This is a genomic window from Pseudomonas sp. H1_D04, assembly GCF_054683855.1.
This window is the reverse complement of record NZ_CP162826.1, coordinates 5,066,461-5,092,073: the sequence shown is the minus strand read 5'-3', so window position 1 is coordinate 5,092,073 and position 25,613 is coordinate 5,066,461. Positions and strand designations below refer to the sequence as shown.

General features: G+C 61.8%; 22 protein-coding genes and 1 tRNA gene. 12 read left to right on the top strand and 11 right to left on the bottom strand.

Going from position 1 to position 25,613, the window contains the following annotated elements; translation table 11 throughout:
• Positions 1–251 precede the first annotated feature (251 nt).
• Genes AB4N82_RS23475 through AB4N82_RS23445 form a run of 7 tightly spaced genes read left to right on the top strand, consistent with a single transcriptional unit; the run spans position 252 to position 8,188 of the window.
• On the top strand, positions 252–1,043 hold the full coding sequence (locus AB4N82_RS23475; RefSeq protein WP_155989940.1) for a transporter substrate-binding domain-containing protein: 792 nt from the start codon (positions 252–254) through the stop codon (positions 1,041–1,043).
• Positions 1,036–1,773 carry an amino acid ABC transporter permease gene (locus tag AB4N82_RS23470; protein ID WP_206073158.1) on the top strand — a complete coding sequence of 246 codons (738 nt, stop codon included), beginning with the start codon at positions 1,036–1,038 and terminating at the stop codon, positions 1,771–1,773. The genes AB4N82_RS23475 and AB4N82_RS23470 overlap by 8 nt, the downstream gene beginning before the upstream one ends.
• The gene (locus tag AB4N82_RS23465) at positions 1,763–2,440 is read left to right on the top strand and encodes an amino acid ABC transporter permease (protein ID WP_122753438.1); all 678 of its coding nucleotides are present in this window, start codon (positions 1,763–1,765) and stop codon (positions 2,438–2,440) included. The genes AB4N82_RS23470 and AB4N82_RS23465 overlap by 11 nt, the downstream gene beginning before the upstream one ends.
• A complete protein-coding gene (gene metC / locus AB4N82_RS23460; RefSeq protein ID WP_241089563.1) occupies positions 2,437–3,651 on the top strand; it encodes a cystathionine beta-lyase in 1,215 nt (404 codons plus the stop codon). The genes AB4N82_RS23465 and metC overlap by 4 nt, the downstream gene beginning before the upstream one ends.
• On the top strand, positions 3,648–4,682 hold the full coding sequence (locus AB4N82_RS23455) for an ABC transporter substrate-binding protein (RefSeq protein WP_099602545.1): 1,035 nt from the start codon (positions 3,648–3,650) through the stop codon (positions 4,680–4,682). Before metC ends, AB4N82_RS23455 begins: the two co-directional genes overlap by 4 nt.
• 21 nt (positions 4,683–4,703) lie before the next feature.
• A complete protein-coding gene (locus tag AB4N82_RS23450; protein WP_122765205.1) occupies positions 4,704–6,992 on the top strand; it encodes a TonB-dependent receptor in 2,289 nt (762 codons plus the stop codon).
• A gap of 2 nt (positions 6,993–6,994) precedes the next feature.
• Entirely contained in the window at positions 6,995–8,188 is a 1,194-nt protein-coding gene (locus AB4N82_RS23445) for a dipeptidase (protein ID WP_122765206.1), read from the top strand.
• Positions 8,189–8,195: 7 nt separating this feature from the next.
• Here AB4N82_RS23445 and AB4N82_RS23440 read toward each other — a convergent pair whose 3' ends face one another.
• The 3 genes from AB4N82_RS23440 to AB4N82_RS23430 are packed head-to-tail and all read right to left on the bottom strand — an operon-like array spanning position 8,196 to position 13,863.
• Positions 8,196–9,581: an efflux transporter outer membrane subunit gene (locus tag AB4N82_RS23440; protein WP_460103223.1), complete on the bottom strand. Its 1,386-nt coding sequence runs from the start codon at positions 9,579–9,581 to the stop codon at positions 8,196–8,198.
• Positions 9,578–12,691 (bottom strand): efflux RND transporter permease subunit, encoded by a 3,114-nt coding sequence (locus tag AB4N82_RS23435; protein WP_122765208.1) that lies wholly within the window; start codon positions 12,689–12,691, stop codon positions 9,578–9,580. Before AB4N82_RS23435 ends, AB4N82_RS23440 begins: the two co-directional genes overlap by 4 nt.
• 2 nt (positions 12,692–12,693) lie before the next feature.
• Complete coding sequence (locus AB4N82_RS23430; RefSeq protein ID WP_122680934.1) at positions 12,694–13,863, bottom strand: efflux RND transporter periplasmic adaptor subunit; 1,170 nt, start codon at positions 13,861–13,863, stop codon at positions 12,694–12,696.
• Between the two features lie 147 nt (positions 13,864–14,010).
• Here AB4N82_RS23430 and AB4N82_RS23425 point away from each other — a divergent pair, with 147 nt between their 5' ends.
• Positions 14,011–15,396, top strand: coding sequence for an ATP-binding protein (locus AB4N82_RS23425; protein ID WP_122765209.1), 1,386 nt, complete (start codon positions 14,011–14,013; stop codon positions 15,394–15,396).
• Positions 15,397–15,399: 3 nt separating this feature from the next.
• Positions 15,400–16,095, top strand: coding sequence for a response regulator (locus AB4N82_RS23420; protein WP_122765210.1), 696 nt, complete (start codon positions 15,400–15,402; stop codon positions 16,093–16,095).
• Positions 16,096–16,246: 151 nt separating this feature from the next.
• Here AB4N82_RS23420 and treS read toward each other — a convergent pair whose 3' ends face one another.
• The 4 genes from treS to AB4N82_RS23400 all read right to left on the bottom strand — a co-directional run bounded on the left by treS (position 16,247) and on the right by AB4N82_RS23400 (position 20,814).
• A complete protein-coding gene (gene treS, locus AB4N82_RS23415; RefSeq protein ID WP_122765211.1) occupies positions 16,247–18,310 on the bottom strand; it encodes a maltose alpha-D-glucosyltransferase in 2,064 nt (687 codons plus the stop codon).
• 150 nt (positions 18,311–18,460) lie between these two features.
• Positions 18,461–19,441, bottom strand: coding sequence for a GlxA family transcriptional regulator (locus tag AB4N82_RS23410; protein WP_095184678.1), 981 nt, complete (start codon positions 19,439–19,441; stop codon positions 18,461–18,463).
• Positions 19,442–19,783: 342 nt separating this feature from the next.
• Positions 19,784–20,392 carry a LysE family translocator gene (locus AB4N82_RS23405; protein WP_095184677.1) on the bottom strand — a complete coding sequence of 203 codons (609 nt, stop codon included), beginning with the start codon at positions 20,390–20,392 and terminating at the stop codon, positions 19,784–19,786.
• A gap of 257 nt (positions 20,393–20,649) precedes the next feature.
• Complete coding sequence (locus AB4N82_RS23400; RefSeq protein WP_163034964.1) at positions 20,650–20,814, bottom strand: hypothetical protein; 165 nt, start codon at positions 20,812–20,814, stop codon at positions 20,650–20,652.
• Positions 20,815–20,966: 152 nt separating this feature from the next.
• Here AB4N82_RS23400 and AB4N82_RS23395 point away from each other — a divergent pair, with 152 nt between their 5' ends.
• Both AB4N82_RS23395 and AB4N82_RS23390 read left to right on the top strand, forming a co-directional pair.
• On the top strand, positions 20,967–21,503 hold the full coding sequence (locus AB4N82_RS23395) for a GNAT family N-acetyltransferase (protein ID WP_122680931.1): 537 nt from the start codon (positions 20,967–20,969) through the stop codon (positions 21,501–21,503).
• Positions 21,504–21,749, top strand: a complete 246-nt coding sequence (locus AB4N82_RS23390) for a hypothetical protein (RefSeq protein WP_032885235.1) — start codon at positions 21,504–21,506, stop codon at positions 21,747–21,749.
• 1 nt (position 21,750) lies between these two features.
• Here AB4N82_RS23390 and AB4N82_RS23385 read toward each other — a convergent pair whose 3' ends face one another.
• The 3 genes from AB4N82_RS23385 to pvdQ form a co-directional block, all read right to left on the bottom strand.
• Entirely contained in the window at positions 21,751–21,957 is a 207-nt protein-coding gene (locus AB4N82_RS23385; protein ID WP_099602557.1) for a hypothetical protein, read from the bottom strand.
• Between the two features lie 109 nt (positions 21,958–22,066).
• Positions 22,067–22,140 (bottom strand) — tRNA-Cys (locus tag AB4N82_RS23380).
• Between the two features lie 221 nt (positions 22,141–22,361).
• Entirely contained in the window at positions 22,362–24,650 is a 2,289-nt protein-coding gene (gene pvdQ / locus AB4N82_RS23375; protein WP_122765212.1) for a bifunctional acylase PvdQ, read from the bottom strand.
• A gap of 237 nt (positions 24,651–24,887) precedes the next feature.
• Here pvdQ and AB4N82_RS23370 point away from each other — a divergent pair, with 237 nt between their 5' ends.
• Positions 24,888–25,268 (top strand): hypothetical protein, encoded by a 381-nt coding sequence (locus AB4N82_RS23370; protein ID WP_032885241.1) that lies wholly within the window; start codon positions 24,888–24,890, stop codon positions 25,266–25,268.
• A gap of 30 nt (positions 25,269–25,298) precedes the next feature.
• On the opposite strand, the gene AB4N82_RS23365 is transcribed toward AB4N82_RS23370, so the two are convergent.
• Positions 25,299–25,487 carry a hypothetical protein gene (locus AB4N82_RS23365; protein ID WP_032885243.1) on the bottom strand — a complete coding sequence of 63 codons (189 nt, stop codon included), beginning with the start codon at positions 25,485–25,487 and terminating at the stop codon, positions 25,299–25,301.
• Positions 25,488–25,613 lie beyond the last annotated feature (126 nt).

Below are 25,613 nucleotides of genomic sequence, written 5' to 3'. Positions count from 1 at the left end.
TATCGGTGTGCATTTCCGTTGCTGCGGTAACGGCGGCTTTGGGTTCCGCTCTTACAGCGGCTCACTTTTGGAAGAGCCCAAAAGTAAGCAAAAGGCTCTCGCCCCACCACTCGGTGCCTCGCCTAGGCTCGGCATGCCCTCACTCCGGCCAGCGTGGTCGACGGGGCGCTGTAGATCAAAAGCCAGGTCAAAAGCCGGATCAAAAGCATCGCTTTGCGGGCTTTCGGCCGGCCGGAGTGATGGTTGCGGCGGTGCTTGCTTTCAGTGTGCTTTCGGCTCACGCCGAGGTTTTGCTCGAACGGGCTCAATCCCGTGGCACGCTCAATGTCTGCACCAGTGATGAGTTTCCTCCGTTCAAGATGCTGGATGCCCAGGGCAAGCCCAGTGGGTTGATCATGGATTTGATTGTTGATCTGCAGCAGCAGTTGTCTGCTCGGGTCGGTCAACCGTTGAAGTTGTCGTTGGTGCAGGTCAATCCGCTCAATCGTTTGTTGTTTCTCGATCAGGGACGTTGCGAGGTGTTGGTGACGTCCTTGTTGGACACGCCAGCCCGGCGTCGGGAGGTGGATTTTGCCAGTCCGGGGTTTTATAGCTCGGCGGCCACGGTGTTTGCGCCGAAAAGTACGGCGGTGCCCGATTGGGAAAGTCTGCGCGGCAAGACGCTCTGCGCGCCGGCCACAAGTGTGTGGGTGCGGCCATTCGAAAGCCGCTACGGCGTGCAGTTCGCGTCGTTTAACGGCACCGCCGAGGTGCGCAAGGCGGTGGCTGACAGTCGTTGCCTGGGGGCGATGGGGGATGATGCGTTGTACAGCGCCCTCGCCCGTCAACCTGAGTGGGCCGACTACGAGGTCAAGCTGCCGGGGCAGGCACCGGCGCCGTGGGGGATTGCCCTGCGCAAGGGCCAGCCGGAGTTGTTGGCGGCGGTGTCGAACATTGTCGAAGGCTGGCATGCCAAGGGTCTGATCATCACGTTGGAGCAGCGTTACGGTCTGGCGCCGAATGCCTGGGTCGCGCAGCAGCATGCGCAGGCACGCCATGAGTGAGGTCAGCCTGCGCCTGTGGCTGGAGCAGCATGGCCTGTCGCTGAGCATCGTCTGGGACCCGATAGACCGTCAGCGTTTTCTGCTGGGCCTGGGCCTGACCTTGCTGTTGTCACTGGCAAGTATCGCGCTGTCGCTGTTGATCGGTGTCGTCGGCGCCGCCGGCCTGGGTTCGCGCCAAGGTCTGTGGCGCGGGATCAGCGGCGCGTACGTGGCGTTGTTTCGCAACACGCCGCTGTTGGTGCAGTTGTTCTTTTTCTACTTCGGCGTCGGTGCGTTACTGCCGTTGGTGGACGGGGTGCGCCTGCTCAACGGCACGCAGTGGGCGATCATTGTGATCGCACTGCACAGCGGCGCGTTCCAGGCAGTGAACCTGCGCGCCGGGATTGATGGGGTGCCACGCGCCACCCTCCAGGCGGCCGCCGCTCTGGGTATGCAGGAGCGCACCGTGCTGCGCCATATCGTGCTGCCGCTGGCGCTGCGCAATAGCCTGCCCGCGATGGGCAATACGGTGGTGCAGACCATCAAGTCCACCTCCATCGCCTATGCGATCGCGGTGCCGGAGTTGCTCTATGCGAGCAACCGAATCTGGTCGGATAACTTCAACGTCGCCGAGATGATGCAAGTGCTGTTGCTGGTCTGGCTGTTGTTGATCGGCCTCAGCAGTTGGCTGTTGCGCCGCCTGGAGTATCACCTGCGCCTGCCGGGCCAGGAGTTGCCGAATGCTGCCTGAACCTTCGCCACTGATGCTGCTGTGGCAGTGGGCCCCGGCGCTGCTGCAAGGCTTTGGCCTGAATATCCTGATGGGCGTCACCGCCATGTTGGTGGCGACGGTCTTCGGCGTCCTGCTTGGCAGCCTGCAAGTCAGTGCTCGCCCGGCTCTGCGCCGTGGTGCCGGACATCTGAGCCGTTTGCTGCGCAACCTGCCCTGGCTGGTGGTGATGTTTTACGTGGCCTACTTGCTGCCTTACGAAGTGCAGTGGGCCGGGCGCTGGTGGCAGTTGCCGGACTGGCTGAAAGTCGCGCTTGGCCTGGCGTTGCCCGCCATCGGCTACGTCTCGGAGATTGTGCGCGGCGGCGTGTACGCGGTGCCGTCGGGCCAGTGGGAGGCCGCCCAGGCCTTGGGGCTACGCCACGGCCAGGCCCTGCGCTACGTGATCATTCCGCAGACCCTGCCAAGCCTGGTAGCGCCGTGGATGAACCTGTATTGCGCGGTGACCATGTCCACTTCCCTGGCCAATCTGCTGGGGGTGGAAGAGCTGATGACCACCCTGCAATCGCACCTCTCCAGCCAATTGCGCAGCGACCTGCTGCTGCCCGCCTATGGCGTGGTGTTTATCGCGTTCTTTCTCTACATCTATCCCCTTTCACGCTGGGCCAAACGGCTGGAACGCCAATGAGCCTTTCGACGAGTACCACGACCATGCGCGACGACACCCTGTTGACCCACCTCGGCCGTGATCCGGCCAACCATGCCGGTACCGTCAACACCCCGGTGTATCGCAGCTCGACCTTTATCTGGCCCGACACCAGCACCCTGACAAACCACCTCCAGCAGGCCGACGACCCGCACTACCGCGGGCATATCTACGGACGCAACGGCAACCCCACCACCGCCGCGTTCGAAGACGCCGTGGCCGAATTGGAGGGCGGTTTCCGAGGGCTGATCATGCCCAGCGGCCTGGCGGCGATTGTCGGTGCGGTGTTGGCCGTGGCGCGGGCCGGCGACCATATTCTGGTCACCGACAACTGCTACTGGCATGCGCGCCAGGTGTTCGACCAAATCCTGCCGCGCTATGGCATCCAGGCCAGCTATTTCGTGCCGATGCTCGGCGCGGATATCGCCGGTTTGCTGCGCCCGAATACACGCCTGGTGTATGCCGAAGCGCCCGGTTCAAGCACGTTCGAAGTGCAGGATATTCCCGCCCTCGCCCACGCGGCCCACGCCCATGGCGCGCTGCTGATGCTCGATAACACCTGGGCCACGCCGCTGTTTTTCAAGGCGTTTGAACACGGCGTGGATATCTCGATCCATGCCGCCACCAAGTACCTGGTGGGCCACAGCGACGCGATGCTCGGCGTGATCGTCACCACGCAAGCGCTTTACCCCGGCGTGCGCGACACCGTGCGTCAGCTGGGCTATATCGCCAGTGCCGACGACGCCTACCTGGGCCTGCGTGGCCTGCGCACCCTCGGCGTGCGCCTGCGCCAGCACGAGCGCTCGGCACTGACCGTTGCGCAGTGGTTGCTACAGCGTCCGCAAGTCGCCCAAGTGCTGCATCCGGCCTTACCGGGCGCGACGGGACACGACGTGTTCAAACGCGACTTTCTCGGCTCCACCGGCCTGTTCGGCGTGGTGCTTAAACCCATCTCAGAACCGCAAACCAAAAGCTTTCTGGAAAGCCTTCGGCTGTTCGCCATGGGCGCCAGTTGGGGCGGTTTCGAAAGCCTGATCCGCCAGCAGCAACGCCACCCTTCGGCCCAGATTGAACCCGGCGTGTTGCTGCGCCTGCACGTGGGCCTTGAAGCCGTCGAAGACCTGATCGCCGACCTGCAACAAGGCCTTGAACGCCTGACTGTCACCCCACCTGCCCCAAGGAGTCTGCCATGAGCCAAACACTGCCCACCCACTACAGCATTTGCCCGCTGCTGGTCGCGTCCAACATCGCCGTGGAGCTCGGCTGGCTGGATGAGGAGTACCAGCGCGTCGGTGCCGAAGCGGTCTACCTGCGCTCGCTGCCCGATAACCAGGGCTGGCTGCCGCACTTCACCCATGGCGAGTCGCGGTTGATTCGTGACGGCGGCGCCGTGCCCGCCCTGTGGGCCCGTGCGGACCAGGCCGACACGCTGCTGGTGGCCACCACCGCGAGCCAACGCGCCGGGCAGATTCTGGTACGCGCCGACGGGCGTATCCGCCAGGTCGCGGACCTATTCGGCAAACGCATCGGCGTCCCGGTCAGCCGTAACAAGGCGCGGGTGGATGTGCTCAAGGCGCTGGCCGAGCATGGCCTGTTCAATGCGCTGCAACTGGCCGGGCTGGAACCGTCCCAGGTGCGGCTGATCGAGCTGGAGGATGAAGGCGATCCCCACACTTTGCAGCCGGCCGCACGGCCATCGGCGTTCTGGGCGCAATTGCACGGCCTGCACGGCAAGCCGGGCCAGGAAGTCCGTGCATTGGCTGAAGGCCGTGTGGAGGCGGTGCATATCGCCGCCGGGCACGTGCCGGCGTTGCTCGCCAGCGGTGAATTCACGGTGATCGAAGACCTGGAGCGCTACCCCGACTGGACCCTGAAAAACCATAACGGCCCCTACGCCACCACCGTCAACCGCGCCTTTGCCGAACAACACCCGCAGGTAGTCGTGGCGTTCCTGCGTGCGGCGATCCGCGCGGGGCGCTGGATCAACCAGCACCGCGAGGCCGCCGCTGAGTTGTTCACCCGCGTGACGTTCCTGCCGGATGCCGGGTTTATCCGCCAGGCCATCGCCGAGCTGGATTTTGTACCGCAACTGGGCCCGCAGAACCTCGCCGCGCTGGAGCTGAAAAAGGATTTCCTGGTGCAGCGCGGTTTCTTGCAGAACGACTTCAGCGTGCATGAGTGGGCCCGGCCCGACTTCCTCGCCCAGGCCCACGCCGGGCTCTAACATTCCAACCAAGGACGAACAATGATTGCTCAGTACCGTAAAACCCTGCTCGCCAGCCTGCTGCTGGCCGACTCCACGTGGGCCGCGCAAACCGCCAGCTCCACCGAACCGCAACTGAGCAAGGTCGAGGTGGTCGGCGCACGCGTCACCGAAGCCAGCGCCGCCATCGGCGAAGACAAGATCAGCAACACCCTGAGCATCTCGCACCAGGCGCTGCTGTCGGCGCCGGCGGGCACCTCGGGGCTGAAAATGCTCGAAGCGCTGCCGGGCTTCAACGTGCAGGTCAACGATGCGCTGGGCTTGTATGAGTTCGGCAACTCGGTGTTCGTGCGGGCGTTCAATTTGCAGCAGATCGGTTTTTCCATCGACGGCGTGCCGTTGGGCCGTACCGACCAGTTTGGCGGCAGCCCGATCTATCGCTACGTCGACAACGAAAACACCGAACGGGTCACGGCCTCTACCGGGGCCGGGGATGTGTCGCAATCGGGCTATGCGTCACTGGGTCCGTATGTGGATTACCAGACCAGCAACCCCACGGTGAAGCCTGGCGTGAGCCTGTCCTATACCTTGGGCAGCGACAGTCTGCGGCGCAGTTTCGTCAAGTTGCAAAGCGGCGAATACCAAGGCCTGTCAGCGTATTTCAGCCGTTCAAAAATCGACGGTGACTTGTGGCGCGGCCCCGGCACCATCGATCGCGAACACTTGGAGGCCAAAGTGCGTTATCGCTTCGGTGATCGCGATGAAGTGTGGCTGCGCGCGGTGCACAACTCGTTCTACGACTATGACTCGCCCTACGTCAGCATCGCCCAGTACGACGGTAGTGCCAACGACCCCTTCGGGCGTTCGGGCCGTTACTTCGCCTACCTGGACAGCCTTCCCGATCTACCCGAAAGCGTGCCGGGTGTGCGCTACAGCAACACCGGCTACAACCAGTTCTACAAACAGGCGGTGAACCAGCGGCGCGACACCTTGTACAGCCTCGGCGGCCAGTTCGAGATCCGCCCGGACCTGCTCAACTACACCACCCTTTACTACGAAGCCAAGAAGGGCTTTGGCGTGTCGCCCGAGGCCTACGCCACCTCCCTGGCGCTGCACAATGCCGAAAGCAATGTGGACGGTCTGTTCGCCCCCAAAGGCGTGCAATACGGGCTGTCGTCCCTGAGCGGGCACCGGTTCGGGGGGCGTACCGGGCTGCAATGGGAAGTGGGTCAACACCAGATCGACACCGGGCTGTGGGCCGAGACCGATGTGTTCAACCGCCAGCAAGGCCGCTACAACCTCACCGATGGCAGCCCGGCTGGCGAGCCGCTGTTCAATGAACCGGTGCACCTGCAAGGGGATTTCAGCTCCACGCGCAATTCGTTGCAGTACCACCTCAAGGACACCTGGACCCTGCTCGATGATCGCCTGCGCCTGCAATTCGGCTTCAAGAGCTTGAACCTCAAGTACCGCATCGAGGGCTATCGCAACGCCGGTGACTACATCAACAATCGCCAACCGCGCCTCAGTACCCAATGGAACGACGCCTTCCTGCCCCAGGCCGGGCTGGTCTACAACCTCACCGACGACACCCAAGTGTTCGCCTCTTACTCGGAAAACATGGCCCTGCCCCGTGGCGCCGACGACATTTTCCGCGCTGCCAGCCCCAGCGCACCGCCGCCGGATGCCGAACGGGCGAAGAACTACGAGGTGGGCTATCGCATCAACCGTCCGACCTTCAACGCCGCCTGGGCGCTGTACCGCACCGACTTCGACAACCGCCTGCAAGCCTTTGCCTCGGCGGTGCCCGGCAGCAGCCAGGTGGAAACCTACTACCAGAACGTCGGCAAGGTGCAGGCGTACGGCACGGAGCTGAGCGGTCAATGGAAACCACCGATCCTGGCCGACAAGGTGGTGCTCAACGGCAACCTGACCTACAACAAATCCACCTTCCAGAACGATGCCGCCGGCCTGTCGATCCGTGACAATGACGTGCCCGACAGCCCCCGCTGGCTGGCACAGGCCGGGGTTACTTACGAGCTGGCACCGTGGGCGTTGCTTAACTTTTCGGCGCGCTACATCGGCGAGCGCTACAGCAACTTCACCAACAGTGAATCGGTGCCCGGTTACACCCTGTACAACGCCTACCTGGACCTGGGCGGCGAGCGCGTGCATTACGGCCCGCTGAAAAACGTCAAGTTGCGCTTTAACGTCGACAACCTGTTCGACAAGGACTACCTGGGCTACATCCTCACCAGCACCAGCGGCCCCGCCGTGTTCCGACCGGGTTCGCCGCGCACCTTCCAAAGCACCTTGAGCATGGAGTTTTGAACATGACCAAGCGCCTGCTGATCCTCGCCTTGTTGCCGTTTCTGGCCCACGCGCAAGTGAGTCCCACGACCCTCGCCCTGCACCAGCGCCTGCTGGTGCTGGACAGCCACCTCGACACACCACTGACCCTGACCCGCCCTGGTTGGAACATCCTGGAGCGCCACGACTACGAACAGGACGGCAGCCAGGTCGACCTGCCGCGCATGCGCGAAGGCGGCCTGGATGGTGGCTTTTTTGCGGTCTACACCCCTCAGGGCCCACGCACCGAGGAAGGCCGTGCCTACGCCAGCGCGTATGGCCTGGCCACCCTCACGCGCATCCGCGACGTCATCGACCGCAACCCCGACAGCTTTGCCCTGGCCCTCACCGCCGACGACGCCCGGCGCATCGCCGCCCAAGGCAAGCGCGTGGTGTTTATCAGCATGGAAAATGCCGACCCGCTGAGCTCCGATCCCGATTTGCTCAACACCTACTACCGCCAAGGCCTGCGCATGCTCGGCCTGGTGCATTTCATGAACAACGACCTGGCCGACTCGGCCACCGCCCTGCCGGAATGGAAAGGCCTGAGCCCCAAGGGCCGCGACCTGGTGCAGCGAGCCAACCGCCTGGGCATCCTGCTGGACGTGTCCCACGCCAGCGACGCGGTGTTCGACCAGATGCTGGCGTTGTCCAGCGCCCCACTGATCGCCTCCCACTCCAGCAGCCGCGCGGTCAACCCGCACCCGCGCAACCTCGACGACAACCGCGTGCGCCAACTGGCGGCCAAGGGCGGTGTCATCCAAGTCAACGCCTACAGCGACTACCTGATCCCTCTCACGCCCAACCCGGAACGCAACAAAGCCATGGCCGCCCTCGGTGCACGCTTTCACAACCTTGCCGCCCTGAGTCCAGAACAGATCAAGGCGCTCTACCAAGAACGCGACACCCTCAACCAACGCTTCGCCCAACCCAAGGCGAGCCTCGATGTGTTCATGAAGCACCTGCTGCATTTGCTCGAAGTGGCCGGCCCCGATCACGTCGGCATAGGCGCCGACTGGGATGGCGGCGGTGGCGTGACCGGGCTGGAAGATGTCAGCCAGTTGCCGGTAATTACCCAGCGGTTGTTGGATGCCGGGTATAGCGAGGCGCAGATCGCGAATATCTGGAGTGGGAATGTGTTGCGGGTGTTGCAGGCGGCGCAATCCGCCGCCCTGTAGCGTTAACCTACTGCCACCCTCCCCCCATCACCTTATACAAACTCACCCGATTACTCTGCTCCGCCAGGCGCAGGGTGATCAGGTCCTGCTGGGCGCTGTACAGCGAGCGCTGGGAGTCCAGGGCTTCGAGGTAGCTTTGCGAGCCGGCGCGGTAGAGCGCGTCGGACAAGTCGTAGCTCTTCTGGCTGGCATCGGTCAGCGCTTGCTGGGCGGTGAGGCGTTGGTCCAGGGTGCTGCGCACGGCCAGGGCATCGGCGACTTCCTTGAATGCGGTTTGCAGGGTTTGCTGGTAGGTCTGCACCTGGATCTCTTTCTCGACCTTGGCCGCATCCAGGGTCGCGCGGTTGCTGCCGGAATCGAAGATCGGCAGGCTGATGCTCGGGGCGAAGGTCCAGGCGCCGCTGCCGGCCTTGAACAGGCTGGACAGTGACGAACTGGCGGAGCCCGCATTCGCGGTGAGGCTGATGCTGGGGAAAAACGCCGCACGGGCCGCGCCAATGTCGATATTCGCGGACTTGAGGCTGTGCTCCGCCGCGAGTACATCGGGGCGTCGCTGCAACAGGCTCGATGGCAGCTCGGCCGGCACCTGCACCAACGCCGCCGCCGATTGCAGATGGGTGTCGGGCAGCAGGGCGTCGGGAATGTCGCTGCCAACCAGCAGGCGCAAGGCGTTGCGGTCCTGGAGAATCTGGCTCTGATACTCGGCCACATCGACCCGCGCTGACTCGACGGTGGTTTGCGCCTGGGCCACAGCCAACGCCGTGGAACCACACAGGGCGTGGCTGCGCTGGGTCAGTTCGTAGGTGGATTGCTGGCTGGCCAGGGTTTCCTCGGCCAGTTGCAGGTGCTCGTTGTCGGCGGCCAGGGTCAGCCAGGCGGTGGCCACTTCGGCCACCAGACTGATTTGCGTGCTGCGCCGGGTTTCGGTCAGCGCCAGGTAGTCTTCCAGCGCTTCGTCCTGCAGGTTCTGCACGCGGCCGAACACGTCAACTTCATAGCTGCTCAGCCCCAGTTGGGCACTGTAGTCGTGGCTGGTGACGGCCGTGCCGCTGCTGGACAGCGAACCCGGCGTGCGGCTGTGAGTACCGCTGACGCTGGCGTCGATGGTAGGGAACGCCGCGGCGCGCTGAATACGGTATTGCGCCTGGGCCTTCTCGATATTCAGGTTGGCCAGGCGCAGGTCGCGGTTATTGGCCAGCGCCAGGGTTTGCAGTTGTGCCAAGCGGCGGTCGGTAAAGAACTGCTGCCACTGGATGTCGGCCGGCACCTCACCCTGTACGCCCGCTTGCCATTCGCCAGGCACCGGGGCTTCAGGCTGTTGATAGTGCGGCGCCAGGTTGATGCAGCCGCTCAGGACCAAGGCGGCCACTAACGGACAGAGAAAGCGGATCATGCGTCACCTTTTTCGACAGTGGGCGTCGTGCTGACACGGCCAAAGCGGCGGCGGATCAACACAAAAAACAGCGGTACAAAGAAGATCCCCAGCACCGTGGCGCTGAACATGCCGCCCAGCACACCGGTACCGATGGCGCGACGCCCGGCGGAACCTGCGCCACTGCTCACGGCCAGGGGCAGCACGCCGAACATGAAGGCCAGCGAGGTCATCAGGATCGGCCGCAAGCGCTGGCGCACGGCGATCAGCGTCGCCTCGCGCAGGCTGTTGCCCTGCTCTTGCAGGTGCTTGGCAAATTCGACGATCAGGATCGCGTTTTTCGCCGCCAGCCCAACGGTGGTCAGCAGGCCGACCTGGAAGTACACGTCATTGCTCAACCCGGTCAATCGCGTGGCCAACACCGCGCCAACGATGCCCAGCGGCACCACCAGAATCACCGAGAACGGCACCGACCAGCTCTCGTACAGCGCGGCCAGGCACAGGAATACAAACAGGATGGACACCGCATACAGCAACGGCGCCTGGGAGCCGGAAAGACGCAGTTGGTAGGACTGGCCGGTCCACTCGTAGCCGATGCCATCGGGTAGTTGCCGGGAAATCGCTTCCACCGCGTCCATCGCAGCGCCGGAGCTCACGCCGGGCGCCGGGTCGCCTACAACTTCCAGGGAGGATGTGCCGTTGTAGCGCTCCAGCAAAGGCGAGCCATAGCTCCAGGCACTGCTGGCAAATGACGAAAACGGCACCATTTCACCGTTGCTGTTGCGCACGAACCAGTGATCCAGATCGGCCGCTTGCATGCGGGTGCTGGCGTCGCCCTGCACGTAGACCTTCTTCACGCGGCCCTGGTTGAGGAAGTCGTTCACATACGTGCCGCCCAACGCCGTGGACAAGGTGCTGTTGATGTCGCTGGTGCTCAGGCTCAAGGCCCCCGCCTTGCGGTCATCGATGCTGATTTTGAGTTGCGGTGCGTCGTCCAGGCCATTGCTGCGTACGCCCAGCAGGCGCGGGTCTTGCCTGGCCAGCGCAATAAACTGCTCGCGCGCCGCCACCAACGCATCGTGGCCAAGACCGGCGAGGTCCTTGAGCTGCAAATCAAACCCTGAACTCTGGCCCAGGCCGCGCACGGCGGGCGGTTGCATCACGAACACATCGGCATCGCCAATGCTTGCCAGTGCCAACGTGGCGCGTTGGGCAATCGTGGCGGCATCGTCTGAGCGCTCACTCCAGTCCTTCAAGCGGATAAACGCGCGCGCGGTGTTCTGGCTGTTGCCGCCCATGCCCAGGCCGCTGATGCTGATCATCGCCTCGACTTCCGGCTGCTTGAGCATGTACTGCTCGAACTGGTGCAACACCGCCTGGGTACGGCTGTCGGTGGCCCCTACCGGCAGCTGGATTTGCGCCATGAGAATGCCCTGATCCTCATCCGGCAGGAACGAGGTGGGCAAGCTGGCGTAACCCGCTGCCATGGCTGCGGCGATCAGCGCGTACACCACCAGGCTGCGGCGTGAGCGTTGCAGGACACCGCCAACCAACGCTTCATACGCGCGGGAGCAACGATCAAAGGAACGATTGAACCAGCCGAAAAAGCCCCGTTGAACGGCGTGCCCTGGCTTGAGCAGCGTGGCGCACAGTGCTGGCGTGAGAGTCATTGCGACCACCACCGAAAGCACCATGGCCGAGACGATGGTCACCGAAAACTGCCGATAGATAATCCCGGTGGAGCCCCCAAAAAACGCCATGGGAATAAACACCGCACTCAACACCAGGGCGATGCCGACCAACGCGCTGGTGATTTCATCCATCGATTGCCGCGTGGCCGCCAGGGCCGACAAGCCCTGCTCGGCCATCACCCGTTCGACGTTTTCCACCACCACAATCGCATCGTCGACCAGCAACCCAATGGCCAGGACCATGGCAAACATGGTCAGGGTATTGATCGAGTACCCGAACAACGCCAACACGCCAAACGTGCCCAACAGAACCACCGGCACCGTGATCGCCGGGATCAGCGTAGCGCGCAGGTTTTGCAGGAACAGGAACATGATCAGCACCACCAGCACGATGGCCTCGCCCAGGGACTTGACCACTTCCTCGATGGACAGGCTCACAAAGGGCGTGGTGTCGTAGGCGATCACGTTCTTCAATTGCATTTCAGTGGGGTAAAACGGCGCCAGCTCCTTGAGCTTGGCCTTGACTGCCTCGCCCACGTCCAGCGCATTGGCGCCCGCCGCCAGTTGCACGCCCATGGCGGCGGCCGGCTTGCCGTTGAGGGCCGAGTTGATGTCATAGCTCTCGCTGCCCAACTCCACGGTCGCCACGTCGCCGAGCAGTACTACCGCGCCGTCGCTGCTGGACTTGATCACCACGTTGCGGAACGCTTCGGCCGTTTGCAGTTTGCTGCGCGCGCTGATGGTGGCATTGAGTTGCTGCCCCTTCACCGCCGGCAATGCGCCGAGTTGGCCGGCTGACACTTCGGTGTTTTGCGCCTCCAGCGCAGAACTCACATCCGACGGCATCAGCGCGTATTTTTCCAGTAGCGCCGGGTCCAGCCAGATGCGCATGGCGTAGCCAGAACCGAGGGTCTGTACGTCGCCCACGCCGTCGATACGGCTGATGGAATCGAGCAAGGTGCTGGAGATGTAGTCACCAATCTGGGTGCCGGTGACGCTGGGATTATCCGACGCCAGGGCGGCAATCATCAAAAAGTCCGAGCCACCCTTGGTCACGGTCAGGCCTTCGCTCTGCACCGACTGCGGCAAGCGCGACTCGGCCTGTTGCAGCTTGTTCTGCACCTGCATCTGCGCCACATCCGGGTCGGTGCCGGCGCCAAAGGTCAGGCTGATACTGGCGCTGCCCGCCGAACTGCTGGAGGCGGACATGTAGGTCAGATTGTCCAGGCCTTTCATTTGCTGCTCGATGACCTGGGTCACCGAGTCTTCGACGGTCTTGGCCGACGCGCCGGTGTAGGTGGCGGAAATACGCACGGTGGGCGGCGCGATGTCCGGGTACTGCTCCAGCGGCAACTGGCTGATGGATAACGCACCGCCGAGCATGATGACGATGGCGATGACCCAGGCGAAAATCGGTCGATCAATAAAGAAACGCGCCATGTTCAACCCTCCTGCGCCAGGGCGCCGGCATCTGCGGCCTGGGTCTGGACCACGGCGCCGATGCGGACTTTTTGCCCACCCTCGACGATCACCTGGTCACCGGCCTTCAAACCGGCGGTCACCCACCACTGGTTGCCCACGGCGCGGTCAACGGTGAGCACGCGTTGCTCGACCTTGCCGTCAACCACCAGCAACACCGAGGTCACGCCGCTGGCGCTGCGGCTCACGGCTTTTTGCGGGATCAGGATCGCCTGGTCATCGCGGGCCTGCTCCAACACGCCGCGCACGTACATGCCGGGCATCAGCAAATGCTCCGGGTTGTCGAATACCGCGCGCAAGGTCACGGTGCCGGTGCCCTGGTTGACGCTGACCCCGCTGAACTTGAGGCGGCCGTCGTGGTTGTAGGCGCTGCCGTCATCCAGCTTGAGGCTGATGCGGGCCTCGCCGTCACCGTTGGCCTGCAACACGCCACTAGCCAGGTCGCGCTTGAGGGCCAGCAATTCGGTGGTGGACTGGGTCACATCCACATAGATCGGGTCGAGTTGCTGCACGGTCGTGAGTGCGGTGTCCTGGTTGGCCACCACCAGCGCACCGGGTGTCACGGTAGACGTTTCAATGCGCCCCGCGACCGGCGACGTGATGCGGGTATACGCCAGGTTGATGCGGGCGGTGTCGAGGTCGGCCTGGGCCACCTGCACGTCAGCGGCGGCGGTCAGCAGGGTGGCCTGTGAGTCCTCGTTGGTTTGCTGGCTGATGGCGTCGATCTTCACCAACTGGGCGTTACGCGCGGCGGTGGTCTGTGCCGACTTCAACGTGGCGCGCGCCTTGGCCAGGCTCGCCTGGGCCTCAGCCAGCGCCGCCTTGTACGGTGCCGCATCCAGTTGGTACAGCGCCTGCCCGGCTTTCACCTCGGCGCCTTCGACAAACAGGCGCTGTTGCACGATCCCGCCGACCTGCGGGCGAATCTCGGCGACCATAAAGGCCTGGGTACGCCCGGCCAGTTCAGTGGTCCGCACCTGGCTCTTGGGTTCCACGGTGATCACCGAGACTTTGGGGGCAGCGACTTCGGGCGCGGGGTCGCCAGCCGAGCAGCCGCCGAGCAGCACCAGAATGATGAGGGACAGGAGAACCGCGGCGGTTACCAGGTATTTGGCGAAGAATTTGGTCAACATAGTTGCCTCTGCAAGACGGGGTGGTGCAAGCCTTACCCTCATGCTGCAAGGCAAATGTGCAGGAAAATTGAAGATTGCCGACCTGGGTTGAATCTTTCGTCCGTGGGGGCCTAAATGGACGCGTCCCTTTTGTTACGGCCCCCATTCATGAAGTTGAGTATCTCCACCAAGTTGTTTGTCGCGGTGCTGGCCGGTGTGTTGCTGGTCATCCTGAGCATGGGCCTGGCCACCAGTTGGAGTTTTGGTCGGGGGTTTTTGGGCTTTATCAATGAGCAGGCAATGGAGCGCATGGCCCAGGTGGTGCCGCGCCTGGCCACGGCTTACCAACGTGAGGGCAATTGGGACTTTCTGCGCAATCGGCCGGATCGCTGGTTTGACGTCATGCGGCCCGACCCGGATGCCGCGCGTGCGACGGATGATTTGCGCCCCCCGCTGGCCTCGGACTTGACCGGTGCACTGTTTCGCATCGCCCTCCTCGATAAAGACAAGAAACGCGTCACCGGTTACCCGGCCATTGGCGAAGATGCGCTGGTACAGCCCGTGGTGGTGAACAGTGAAACCGTCGGCTGGCTGGCCGTCACGCCATTCCAGAGCGTGACCGAAGCCGGCGGCGAACGCTTCCAGCAGTACCAACTGCGCACCAGCCTGGTGATGGGCGTGTTCTCGTTGCTGCTGGCGATGCTGATAGCCTGGTGGATCGCCCGCACACTGCTGGAGCCGGTCAAGCGCGTGGCCGCCGCCACCCACCGTCTGGCCAGCGGCGATTACGGCAGTCGCGTGGCCGTGGCCTCCGACGACGAAGTCGGCCAACTGTCCCGCGACTTCAACCAATTGGCCTACACCTTGGAGCGCAACGAGAAAATGCGCCGAGAATTTATGGCCGATGTCTCCCATGAACTGCGCACCCCGCTGTCGGTACTGCGTGGCGAACTGGAGGCGATCGAGGACGGTGTGCGCAGCCTTGACCAAAGCTCAATGAAGTCGCTGCAAGGCGAAGTCAGCATGCTCAGCAAGCTGGTGGATGACCTGTATGAACTGTCGCTGGCGGACGTAGGTGCCCTGACCTACCGCAAGGCCCCATGCCTGCTGAACGACCTGCTCGAAAACAGCCTGGCGATGTACCGGGACCGCTTCACCGCCCGCCAGTTGCAGGTCGACCTAGAGTTGCCGCGCCAGCCCGTGGAGTTGCTGGCGGATGCCAGTCGCTTGCAGCAATTGTTTTCCAACCTGCTGGAAAATGCCGTGCGCTACACCGACGTCAACGGCACGTTGCGCATCAGTGTCGGTGTCGACCGCGACACGGTGCGTATCGACTTTCTCGACTCCGGGCCGGGCGTATCCGCAACCCAGTTGCCGCGCTTGTTCGAGCGGTTCTATCGCGGCGAGTCATCGCGCAATCGCGAGCATGGCGGCGCTGGCCTGGGCCTGGCAATCTGCCGCAGCATCGCCAACGCCCACGATGGCAGCCTGGTTGCCGACCACTCGCCCCATGGCGGACTGTGGCTGATCCTGCGCCTGCCCCGGAGCCTGTGAACCATGAACGATGAACAGCCGATCCTGATCGTCGAAGACGAGCCCAAGCTCGCCGCCCTGATGCGGGACTACCTCGAGGCGGCCGGCTACACCACCCTGTGCCTGGACAATGGCCTGCACGTGGTGCCCGCCGTGCGCGCCCACGAACCCAAATTGGTCCTGCTTGACCTGATGCTGCCCGGTCGGGACGGCATGCAGCTGTGCCAGGACCTGCGTGGTTTCAGCGCGGTGCCGATCATCATGATCACCGCCCGCGTCGAAGAAGTGGACCGCCTGCTCGGCCTGGAACTGGGCGCCGACGATTACATCTGCAAGCCCTTCAGCCCCCGTGAAGTGGTGGCGCGGGTCAAGGCCATCCTGCGCCGCAGCCCGCAGTTGCTGGACACCAGCGCGCCACGCCTGCTGATCGACGAGGCTCGCTACCAGGCCTCGCTGGACGGCATCACGCTGGACCTCACGCCCCTTGAATTGCGCCTGCTCAACACCTTCGCCCGCGCCGCCGGCCGCGTATTTTCCCGCGACCAATTGTTGGATCACATCTATTCCGACCACCGCGTGGTGACCGACCGCACGGTGGACAGCCATATCCGCAACCTGCGGCGAAAGCTGGAACAGGTGTGCCCTGGGGAAACGCCGATTGAGTCGTTGTATGGGGTGGGGTATCGGTTTCAGTTGGCTGAAAAGCGGCCACATGCCTGAAAACACTGCGGGTTCAAATGTGGGAGGGGCGGTGCGACGATTCGACTTGCCCCGGATAGCGGTGTGTCAGTCACTGATTTATTAACTGACCCACTGCTATCGGGGGTCGGGGGCAAGCCCCCTCCCACATTTGGTGCTTGGAGGATTGGGGTTACATCGGCGTGCTGCTGATAACCCGCAACGCCAGGCCCTCGTACGCATCCAGGGTAATGGTGAACTCACCCTCCGCCGTCAGATCCCCTTCAACCCGTTCGTTGATGATGTCCACCACCATCCCCGCCGCGATACCCGGCAGGTTGAGGGTTTCGGTGATCGGCGTCGCGCCGAAGTTCAGCGCGGTGATTTGCGTGCCCTTCCCGGCCGGCAAGTCGTGAACCATGATCAGCAGCGCCGGGTTTTCCACGTCTGGCACCAGGATCTGACGGCTGGCGGCGATGTCGTAGGCGCGGCGTACGGCTAAGATTTTTTGCAGCTGCGAGGCAAATGATTCGGGGTCCAGCAACTGGCTGTTCAGGCTGCCGTACAGGCTTTTCGAGCGCGGCATCTGGCCGGCCGACAATTCTGCGTCCGGGTTCAGGTCTACCAGGTCGTAGGCGCCGCGATGAATCCAGCGGGTGTCGCCGTCCTGCATCAAGTGCTCAACGTCGTCGGCCGCCAACGGCAGCGCCCCGACCAAATCCCAGCCGGACAAGGCAAACACCCCTGGCTGCATGGCGTTGTACATCACCAGCAGTAAATGGATCTGGCGGATCTGTTCGATATCCGCAGGCGTAATCGCGTCCAGGTCACGAATGCCCAGCGCCGCCGTGATGATGCTCGCCGTGGTGCAGGACACGCCATTGGTGACGAACTTAAGGTTGTACGGCGCATGCTCGCCCGTCAGGCGTTCGTACATCTGTTCGCGAATGTGCTCGCGCAGGATATTGCCGGGGAAGGTCTGGCCCTGGTAGAGGAAGCTGTCGTTGGCGTGCAGGGTCCAGAAGTGCACCAGTTCAAGGGTCAACTCGTCGTGATTCTGCAAGGCATGGATCAGCGAGCCAGGGTCGATGCCTTGACGGTGCATTTCACGCAGCATCAGGCGCAGGAAATCGGCATCGCCCATCAGCAGTGCATGCTGGTACGCGGGACGGGTGATGAAGTCATAGGACAGGTCGGCGCCGCCGTGGGACATGGAGGCGATATCGTCGACGGTGAGGTTCAGTTCCTGAAAACTGAACCCTCCCGCCTTGCGAATCGCCCCGCCGAGCAGTTGGTTGCCGGTGATCGACAGGGGATGGCTTTCCGACCAGGCCGTGCCATCGAGCTTTCGTTCCACACCAAGGAAGCCGTTGGCGTCCAGGCGCAGGATCTTGGCACCCATCACGTCGATGGCGTGCAGGGCGTCGCCGATGATCATCTGCTGCGCGGCGAAGGTCGGGTCCAGCCAGTTGAGTGACGGCTGACCTTCCTTGAAGTAATGCAGGTACACCCAGCGACGCGGCTTGCCATCCACGCCGATGACCACGGGCGTGGTGCTCCAGTCGGTTTCCTTCACGCCAGGCTCAAAGAAGATCACCCGCTGCAACTGGCCGACGATGTAGTGCTTGTCGCGCAGGGCGTCCACTTGCAGCGGGCTAAGGTTCTGCGCATCGCGGCCCTCGGCCACGTCGGGCAGCAACGGCCAGTCTTCCTCACGAATTTCCACCATGTGGTAGAGGCCGGGGTAATCCTCGTACGCCATTTCGGCCAGGCGGAAATCCGCGCCCTTGCCGGTGTGGGACGGGATCACATCGTCAATGATCACCGCGTTGTGCGCCGCCGCCATGCGCGTCAACGCCTGCAACTGCGCCTCAGTGCCCAACTGCGGGTCGATCTCGAAGCTGATGCGGTCGAAGTTGCCGTCGATGGTCGGCGTGTGCCGTGTGCCGCTCAGGCCACCGGACTTTTTCAGCGGCCCGTTATGAATGCCTTGGATGCCGATCTTCGACAAGGTATGCCATAGGGTTTCATCCCCCAGCGCCTCCAGCACCGTACCGCCCTCACGGGTCACGATCGAGGCCGGATAGGCGGTGAACCACACCGACGAGAGCGCCGTGGCGTCCCGCGGCCGTGTCTGTGCAAAGGGCTGCTGCCACAACCGGCCCTGCCCCGAATAGAGCTTGGCGCGCTGGCGGGCCGCATGCAGCATCGATTGTTCTACCAGCCAGTTCACATGGTTGTTTTCAGCAGCGGTCATAAGCTCGGTACCTGTCGTCGTGAAACGTTACTCGTAGACATATGAGGGGTACGGAGCCCATTCGTTGCATTGCAATAGCCGTCATTACGCCGTGGATCGACAGGATCGATTCTGAACAGAGCGGCCGCTCCCACAACGGATCGGCGTCGGCTATTTGACCAACCGCTTCTCCTTCGAGGGGCGATAGCCGAAATACGAGCTGTAGCACTTGCTGAAATGGCTCGGCGACACAAATCCGCACGCCACCAGCACTTCCACTTGTGACAACTCGGTGTGCTGCAACAACCGACGCGCTTCCGTCACTCGCAATTCCATGTAGTAGCGCTGCGGCGTGGTGCCCAGCTGTTCCTTGAACAACCGCTCAAGCTGGCGGCGGGAACGACCCGCGTAGACGGCGAGCTGGTCCAGTTCCAAAGGCTCTTCAAGGTTGGCGTCCATCAGCTTCACCACTTCACGCAACGGCGCGCTGACGCTGACATTTTCAGTGGGTTTGATACGCCGGTAGCGGGACTCCTCGAACGCCAGGATGTCTTCGATACCTTCGACCAGAGCCTTACCGTGCAGGCTCTTGATCCAGTCCAACGCCATATGGAACGCGCCTGAAGGGCTGGAGGCGGTCAGGCGGTCGCGGTCGATCACGTAGGGTTCACTGGTGACGTCGGTGGCTTTGGACACTTCCGCCAGCGCCGGGCGGTGTTCGGGGTGGATGGCGCAACGGTAGCCCTGCAACAGCCCTGCGCGGCCAAGAAACCAAGCGCCGTTCCACAACCCCGCGAGGTGCACTCCGCGCTCGCCAGCGCTGCGCAGCAGTTGGATGAAATCCTCGCCGGCCTTGAGTTCGGTGCGAAAACCGCCGCAGATCACCAGCAAGTCCAAATCATGCAGCGCAGCAGCATCAAGGCACGCATCGGGGCGGATGACCAGGCCCAGGTCGCTGATCACTTCGCCGTCGCCCCAACCAAACGTGCGCGAAGCGAACAGATCGGGACGCAGCAGGTTGGCGGTGACGAAGGTGTCGAGGGTCTGGGTGAATGCCGGCAGGGAGAAGTGTTCGAGCAACAGGAAGCCGACACGGGTGACCGATGCCGGTTGCGGGGTTTCATTGAGGTAGCGCAGGTTCTTGCCTTTCATGCCGCCGCTGAATTGACGTCTTTCCATCGAGGGTTGGCCCACTGTTATTGTTGATGCCGTGGGCGCCATCTTAGGGGGAAATGCGTTGGCTGTCTCAGGCGCTGATCTTGTAAAAAGCACAGCCCCCGGAAGCCCGTGGCAGAACAGTACAAGGCCCATCTGATACGGTTTTTTCTTTGTTATCTGCGCCTGTATTGAAATGCGCTCAAGGCGGACAATACCCCCAATCCTTATTCCCTTCCCTTCGGAGGCCTTATGACCAAGATGGCGATTTTCCTGTTCGGTTTTTTAGTGCTGACCATCGGCATCGGCCTGCTGGCGACGATCTCACCGGTCTAGCGCTTAACTGGCAAACAACATCGGGTACAGCGACAGCACCAGCAACGCGGCCATGGACCAGTTGAACAGCCTCAGCCAACGCGGCTCACGCAACACATTGCGCAGGCCGCTACCACAGCCCACCCACACGCACACGCTGGGCAGGTTCACTACCGCAAACACCAACGCAATCACCAGCACGTTGGTGACATAACCCTCGGCCGGCGTGTACGTGGTGATGGCTCCCAGCGCCATGATCCACGCCTTGGGGTTCACCCACTGAAACGCAGCGGCGCCGAGGAATGTCATGGGCTTGCCGTGTTCGTCACTGCTGTCGGACATGCCGCCTGCCGTCGCAATCTTCCACGCCAGGTACAACAGGTACGCGGCGCCGACATAGCGCAATACGGTGTAGGCCCAAGGAAACACCTTGAACACTTCGCCCAATCCCAGGCCGACCGAAATCACCAGCAGCATGAAGCCGATACTGATCCCCAGCGCATGGGGCATCGAGCGGCGAAACCCGAAGTTAACCCCCGAGGCGAGCAACATGGTGTTATTGGGCCCAGGGGTGATCGAGGACACGAAAGCGAACAGCACAAAGGCTGAGAGCAGGCTGGTGGACATGAACATGAGGCAGCATCCAAACAGGGGTTGTATGCAGGCGACAGTAGTGGGTTATGGCCTCCACTGCCCCATACAGCCATGCGCGGATTGAGGCGTACACTTTTCACAAACCTTTCACAGACGACCGAATAGGGTAGGCCCAGCTCCTAATGAACATCCCTTTTAGCCCGCACTCCCCATCGCGGGCTTTTCTTTGTCCGCGATTTATTCCAGGCAAAAAAAAGGCAGGTCATTGTTCATGACCTGCTCTCGTTGACTAACGGTTAACGCTGACCACCACCGCCGCCAGGGCCGCCGCCTTGACCATGACCACCACCGCCATGGCCGCCGCCACCACCACCGCCCGGAGGCATAAACATCCAGCAGCCCGACAAGGAGGACAACAGCGCGACAACAACAGCCGCCTTGGTAAGGTAATTCAACTTCATGACAACGCTCTCTGCTTTACAAGGTTTGGTGTACGTAAAGTAAGACCGCTGTAAATGAAGTCCGTCACGGCTTTCGTGTAACGTCTTGGTAGGGTTTGTGTTGTAGTGGATACACGTATGAGCAGTGGTTTGAGTTAACCGGGGCGATTTAGATGATCAATATTCGTGCGGCGACTGAAGCCGATCTCGATAGCCTACGAGCATTGGGCTGCGAGACCTATCAACAGCATTTCTCGACCTTGTGGTCCCCTGATGGCATGCGGGATTTCCTGGATCAGGATTTCTCACGCGACGCGTTGAGCCGATCACTCGACCTGCCCAAGCGTCAGTCATGGCTTATCGCCTCAGATGAACGGGGCACACCCATTGGGTTTTCCAAGGTCAACTGGTCAACACCAACGCCAATCACCGGTGAGCTGGGCGCAGAGCTGCAAAAGATCTATTTCCTCAAAACCGCGGCCGGACTTGGCTACGGCAAGCAACTTTTGCAGTTTATCTGCGATCAGGCAGTGCAGCGTGGAGAGCACTTACTGTGGCTGGATGTGCTCAAGAGCAATTCAAACGCCCGACGGTTTTACGAAGCGTTTGGGTTCCGGCAGATCGGTGAAATCCCCTTCGATACGGATTTGGCGGAAGTCGGGATGGTTGTCATGGGCCTTGAGCTGAATCGGCACCAAACGGAGAAATAAATGGAAGACTTGATACAGGGCCTCGACGGGCCCAGAACCGCCCAGCAGGAATTGTTCTACGACCTTGAAGATGCCGCGGCTGTTATTGGATGGTCAGTCATGGAGTTGACCACCCTGGCGTCCAAAGGCAGAACGCCGGATGAGGCGGCAGCATTGATGAGAATGTGCGCACTGTTGGCAAATCAACAGGCAAAACTAGCGGCGTATGCGGATGAGGTTAAGGGGCTGCGCATCAACCGGTCATGAATCAACGCGGCGGGTCTGGCCGGAACACCGTCAGCGCGCCAAGCGTGGCTGCAAACGCGCCGAGAAACGTCGACGTGTAGCTGGGAATAGCCCAAAGCATCAAACAGTGAACGACCAGCAGGAATGCAGCCAAGAGGCGGATTTGCAGGTTTGAGAATCTGCTGCCGTATCGCTCAGCGGCGCTGTTGAAGTATCTGATCCATTTCATAAGAAGACTCCTGACTGGGCAAAGAATGATTTTAACCGAGTGAACGACTCCAACTTTTCACCAAACAATAAAAAACCCCGTAGACGTTAATCTACGGGGTTTTCAAGAGTGGAGGCCGAGGTCGGAATCGAACCGGCGTAGGTGGATTTGCAATCCACTGCATAACCATTTTGCTACTCGGCCTCAAACGATCAATGCCCTGGTTGCTGACATTCACCGCATAAAAACTTGAGTGGGCTACAAAGCCATGCCTCTACTCTAACTCATTGAATACATTGAATACATTGAAGTTTTTAATTCTTCGTTGCGTTCGATGGGCGCCATTATGTACTCATTTGCCAATGCCTGCAACCCCTTGATTTCAAAAATATTTCGCATTGGCATCAAGGGGTTGCGTGCCTGCCCTACTCCTTGATGCGCTGCGACTGGTATTGCGGGTCGGCCTTGATCTGGGCGTCGGTGAACGGCAGTGAGCGCAGTTTTTTCTCGGAGAACGCTTGGGTCTGGTCCTTGGCGTATTTCGATGCGGGGTTGCTGGACAGGGAGAATGCCAGTACGCCCTGGGCGTGTGGGCCTTGGTCGTCGAAGGTGACGATTTGCAGGTAGCTGCTGCCGCTGACTACTTCGCGCTTGCCATCGGCACGGGGCACGGTTTGCATGGCGTTGTAGATCCCCAGTTCCTGTGGGCCGCCGTGGATCGGGGTTTGGCCGGAGACTTGGACACCGCCCCATTTGCTGCCGGGCTTGAGGCCGAGCTTGGCGACGTCGGCGGCAGAGGCCAGCATGGCTTCGCGCAGGGCCTTGGCGACCGGGGCACGGTCGATGGCCAGGCCGCGCGGTGTGGTCAGGGGTTGGGCCGGGTCGAAGGCAACGCGCCAGGCATCAGGGATTTGCTCCAGCTGTTCCACCAGGTTGATGAAGTGCACCAGACCCAGGCCGCTGTCGAGGTTGGCGTGCCGGTCCCAGTCTTTGAGGCTGGTGCACAGCGGCTTCAGTGCCGCCGCATCGGTGCCGAGGTGTTTGGCGCAGAACGCCAGCAAATCCGGCATGACCTGGCCGGCCAGGTACACCTCGTTGTCCATCACCATGTTTTGCAAGTCGGCAGCGCTGATCGGTTGCTTATCCAGGGATTGCAGGCGCTGCAAGGCAAACCGCGCTCGCGGGCCCAGGCCGATGTTGTCCTGGCTGATCACCGGTGAGAAACCTGCCAGCGGCGCCTTGGGGTTGACCATCCAGGCCGAATCGTTGGAGTGCTGCACATAGTCAGTGCGCTCCAGTTGCGGCAGTTGGTCAGCCGGAAAGATGCCGGGCTGGGCTGAGCGTGGGTCGACGTCCCAGGCGCAGGCGCTGTGGGCGCCGTCGAGCATGATCATTTGCAGGCCGGCACGTGGATCGCTGCACTGGGCAAGCTTGGCCGCGCTGACGTTGGGCACCACCGAGAGATTCATGTACAGGCTCTGACCCTGATCGTCGGCGGCCAGGGTGTTGACCCATGGGATGCCTTGCAGGGTGTGCACCGAAGTTTGCAGCTCGTTGAGGCTGCCGGCGCGGTTCATCGCGTACCACTGTTGCAGGACGCGATCGTTGCCAAGGTTGGCGTCGCGCAGGCTGAACGCGTAATGGCTGTCCCAGTCCAGTTTGCCAGGCCATTGCACGACGGGGCCGAACTGAGAGCTATAGACCGGATGAACCACGGGTTTAACACTGCCGTCCGCTTGCTTGACCTGCACCGTCACCGAGGTTTTTTCCAGGGGGACGGACTTGCCATCGAGCATATAGCGCGTCGAGTCCTTCGGATCCAGGGTGAGGCGGTACAAGGTGAAATGCTTGGACGTGTCGACCGTATGGGTCCATGCCACATGCTGGTTAAAGCCAATGTTGACCACTGGCAAGCCCGGCAACGCGGCGCCCATCACGTCCAATTGGCCTGGAATGGTCAGGTGCATCTCATAGAAGCGCATGCCACCCACCCACGGAAAGTGCGGGTTGGCCAGCAACATCCCACGCCCATTGAACGAGCGCTCACGGCCCACAGCCACCGCGTTGCTGCCACGATCAAGGGTGAAACGCTGCTGGTTGGCCGCAGCCAATTCAAATGCCCTGGCGTTGGGCTGCACGCTGGCAGTGGCTTGAGGCGGCGCCGCGCCAACCAGCGCTTCGGCGAATTGGCCGACACCGCCTTCCACCAGCAGCCTGCGGGTCAATTTCACCACGTCTTCAGCGACCAACGGGCGTACCCATGCCGCCTGGCACTGCGCGGGAGCGCCCTGCTCTTTCAAGTAACGGTTGTAGCCAGCGACGTAACCTTCGATACGGTCTTTTATCTCGGGGCTCTGGGCTGTCCAAAAGGCCGCCACCGTCTCTGGCGTATTCAGCCAGGTAAAGAACACATCACTGGCCAGATTGTTGCGCTCTTCCAGGGTTGACTGATCGGGGCCGAAAAACTTTGCCCGCTCGCCATTTACCGTGACCACCTCATTGGCCAGCAGGCACAGGTTGTCCTGGGCATAGGCATAACCAATGCCGAACCCCAGGCCACGCTCATCGTTGGCACGAATATGCGGCACCCCATAACTGGTACGGCGGATATCTGCCGATGCCTGCGCCACCTGCTCGCGCGCCGATGCGGCCAGGCTCAACCCCAGCAATAGCCCTGCCACACCCATCCTGGACAACCCGTTGGAAATAATCACGCAGACTCCACAGTCAAATTGAACACCCTCACCGGGGGCAGTTACCCCACCGTAAGAACGCACAAAACCGGGAGAAATTTAGCGACGCGGCCGCTTTATCTGAAGGACGTTGGTTGTGACAAAACCGACACTGACGAAATTTCTACATCCAACACTTCATGATTTCGCTCGCTCGTTCGTCTTATTAGTAAGAGCGCCATCATTTTCCTGATCAGGCTCTGATAAGGAGTTTTTTGCATGTACAACCCGCAAGTGCCCACGGACGGACATTCATCGGTTGCCGACGCCAACTTTGGCGGCGGCACGCAAGTGTTCGGCAAAGCGCCCGAACAGCATGGCAACCAGCGTATTCGCCACTTACTTAAGTGTTTCGGTTTGCGCACCAGCCTGATTCGGCTGAAGGTCATCGACGCGCTGCTCACAGCTGCCGACAGCCAGCGCACCCTCGGGGTGCGCGGCGTGCACAGCCACTTGCTGAACCTTGGCATCCCGCTGTCGTTTCTCAGCGTGCGCGAAGTGCTCAAGCGCCTGTGCAGCGAGGGCGTGATCACCCTCAATGCCGATAAGAGTTACAGCCTCCACGAAGAGGCTGCCAAGGTGCTCGAAGGACGCGCCTGAAGTCAGAGCTTCATGCCCATGCCTTCACGCTCAGAGCTTGACCTTGCGACGCATGACGCCGTTGATCACCACCACGATCACCGCGACGGCAATGGCGATGGTCTGGAACGTTTTCTCACTGATGACCCCGGTGTTCTGCAAGTAGGACAGGCCAAACATCGTCCCCAATACAGCCAGGGCAATCAGAAGTGAATATTTCAAACGTTGCTTTTGGGTCATGACAAGTTCCTGAACTTGAAGAGTGTATCCATTGTTTGAAGCCTTCCCTGCCAACACCGGCCCTGGGGCAGGCATAGGCCGGGCCGACAGGCGCTCATATTACAGGCGATGAAAAGCTTTGGCTCG

Excerpts from the sequence above, each read along its gene's own strand:
- AB4N82_RS23395 (WP_122680931.1), top strand. The coding sequence starts at position 20,967 with ATGATCAATATTCGTGCGGCGACTGAAGCCGATCTCGATAGCCTACGA.
- AB4N82_RS23370 (WP_032885241.1), top strand. The coding sequence starts at position 24,888 with ATGTACAACCCGCAAGTGCCCACGGACGGACATTCATCGGTTGCCGAC.
- AB4N82_RS23465 (WP_122753438.1), top strand. The coding sequence starts at position 1,763 with ATGCTGCCTGAACCTTCGCCACTGATGCTGCTGTGGCAGTGGGCCCCG.
- AB4N82_RS23435 (WP_122765208.1), bottom strand. The coding sequence starts at position 12,691 with ATGGCGCGTTTCTTTATTGATCGACCGATTTTCGCCTGGGTCATCGCC.
- AB4N82_RS23390 (WP_032885235.1), top strand. The coding sequence starts at position 21,504 with ATGGAAGACTTGATACAGGGCCTCGACGGGCCCAGAACCGCCCAGCAG.
- AB4N82_RS23385 (WP_099602557.1), bottom strand. The coding sequence starts at position 21,957 with ATGAAATGGATCAGATACTTCAACAGCGCCGCTGAGCGATACGGCAGC.
- AB4N82_RS23430 (WP_122680934.1), bottom strand. The coding sequence starts at position 13,863 with ATGTTGACCAAATTCTTCGCCAAATACCTGGTAACCGCCGCGGTTCTC.
- AB4N82_RS23440 (WP_460103223.1), bottom strand. The coding sequence starts at position 9,581 with ATGATCCGCTTTCTCTGTCCGTTAGTGGCCGCCTTGGTCCTGAGCGGC.
- AB4N82_RS23410 (WP_095184678.1), bottom strand. The coding sequence starts at position 19,441 with ATGAAAGGCAAGAACCTGCGCTACCTCAATGAAACCCCGCAACCGGCA.
- AB4N82_RS23400 (WP_163034964.1), bottom strand. The coding sequence starts at position 20,814 with ATGAAGTTGAATTACCTTACCAAGGCGGCTGTTGTTGTCGCGCTGTTG.
- treS (WP_122765211.1), bottom strand. The coding sequence starts at position 18,310 with ATGACCGCTGCTGAAAACAACCATGTGAACTGGCTGGTAGAACAATCG.
- AB4N82_RS23450 (WP_122765205.1), top strand. The coding sequence starts at position 4,704 with ATGATTGCTCAGTACCGTAAAACCCTGCTCGCCAGCCTGCTGCTGGCC.
- AB4N82_RS23470 (WP_206073158.1), top strand. The coding sequence starts at position 1,036 with ATGAGTGAGGTCAGCCTGCGCCTGTGGCTGGAGCAGCATGGCCTGTCG.
- AB4N82_RS23455 (WP_099602545.1), top strand. The coding sequence starts at position 3,648 with ATGAGCCAAACACTGCCCACCCACTACAGCATTTGCCCGCTGCTGGTC.
- AB4N82_RS23425 (WP_122765209.1), top strand. The coding sequence starts at position 14,011 with ATGAAGTTGAGTATCTCCACCAAGTTGTTTGTCGCGGTGCTGGCCGGT.
- AB4N82_RS23365 (WP_032885243.1), bottom strand. The coding sequence starts at position 25,487 with ATGACCCAAAAGCAACGTTTGAAATATTCACTTCTGATTGCCCTGGCT.
- AB4N82_RS23420 (WP_122765210.1), top strand. The coding sequence starts at position 15,400 with ATGAACGATGAACAGCCGATCCTGATCGTCGAAGACGAGCCCAAGCTC.
- AB4N82_RS23405 (WP_095184677.1), bottom strand. The coding sequence starts at position 20,392 with ATGTTCATGTCCACCAGCCTGCTCTCAGCCTTTGTGCTGTTCGCTTTC.
- metC (WP_241089563.1), top strand. The coding sequence starts at position 2,437 with ATGAGCCTTTCGACGAGTACCACGACCATGCGCGACGACACCCTGTTG.
- AB4N82_RS23445 (WP_122765206.1), top strand. The coding sequence starts at position 6,995 with ATGACCAAGCGCCTGCTGATCCTCGCCTTGTTGCCGTTTCTGGCCCAC.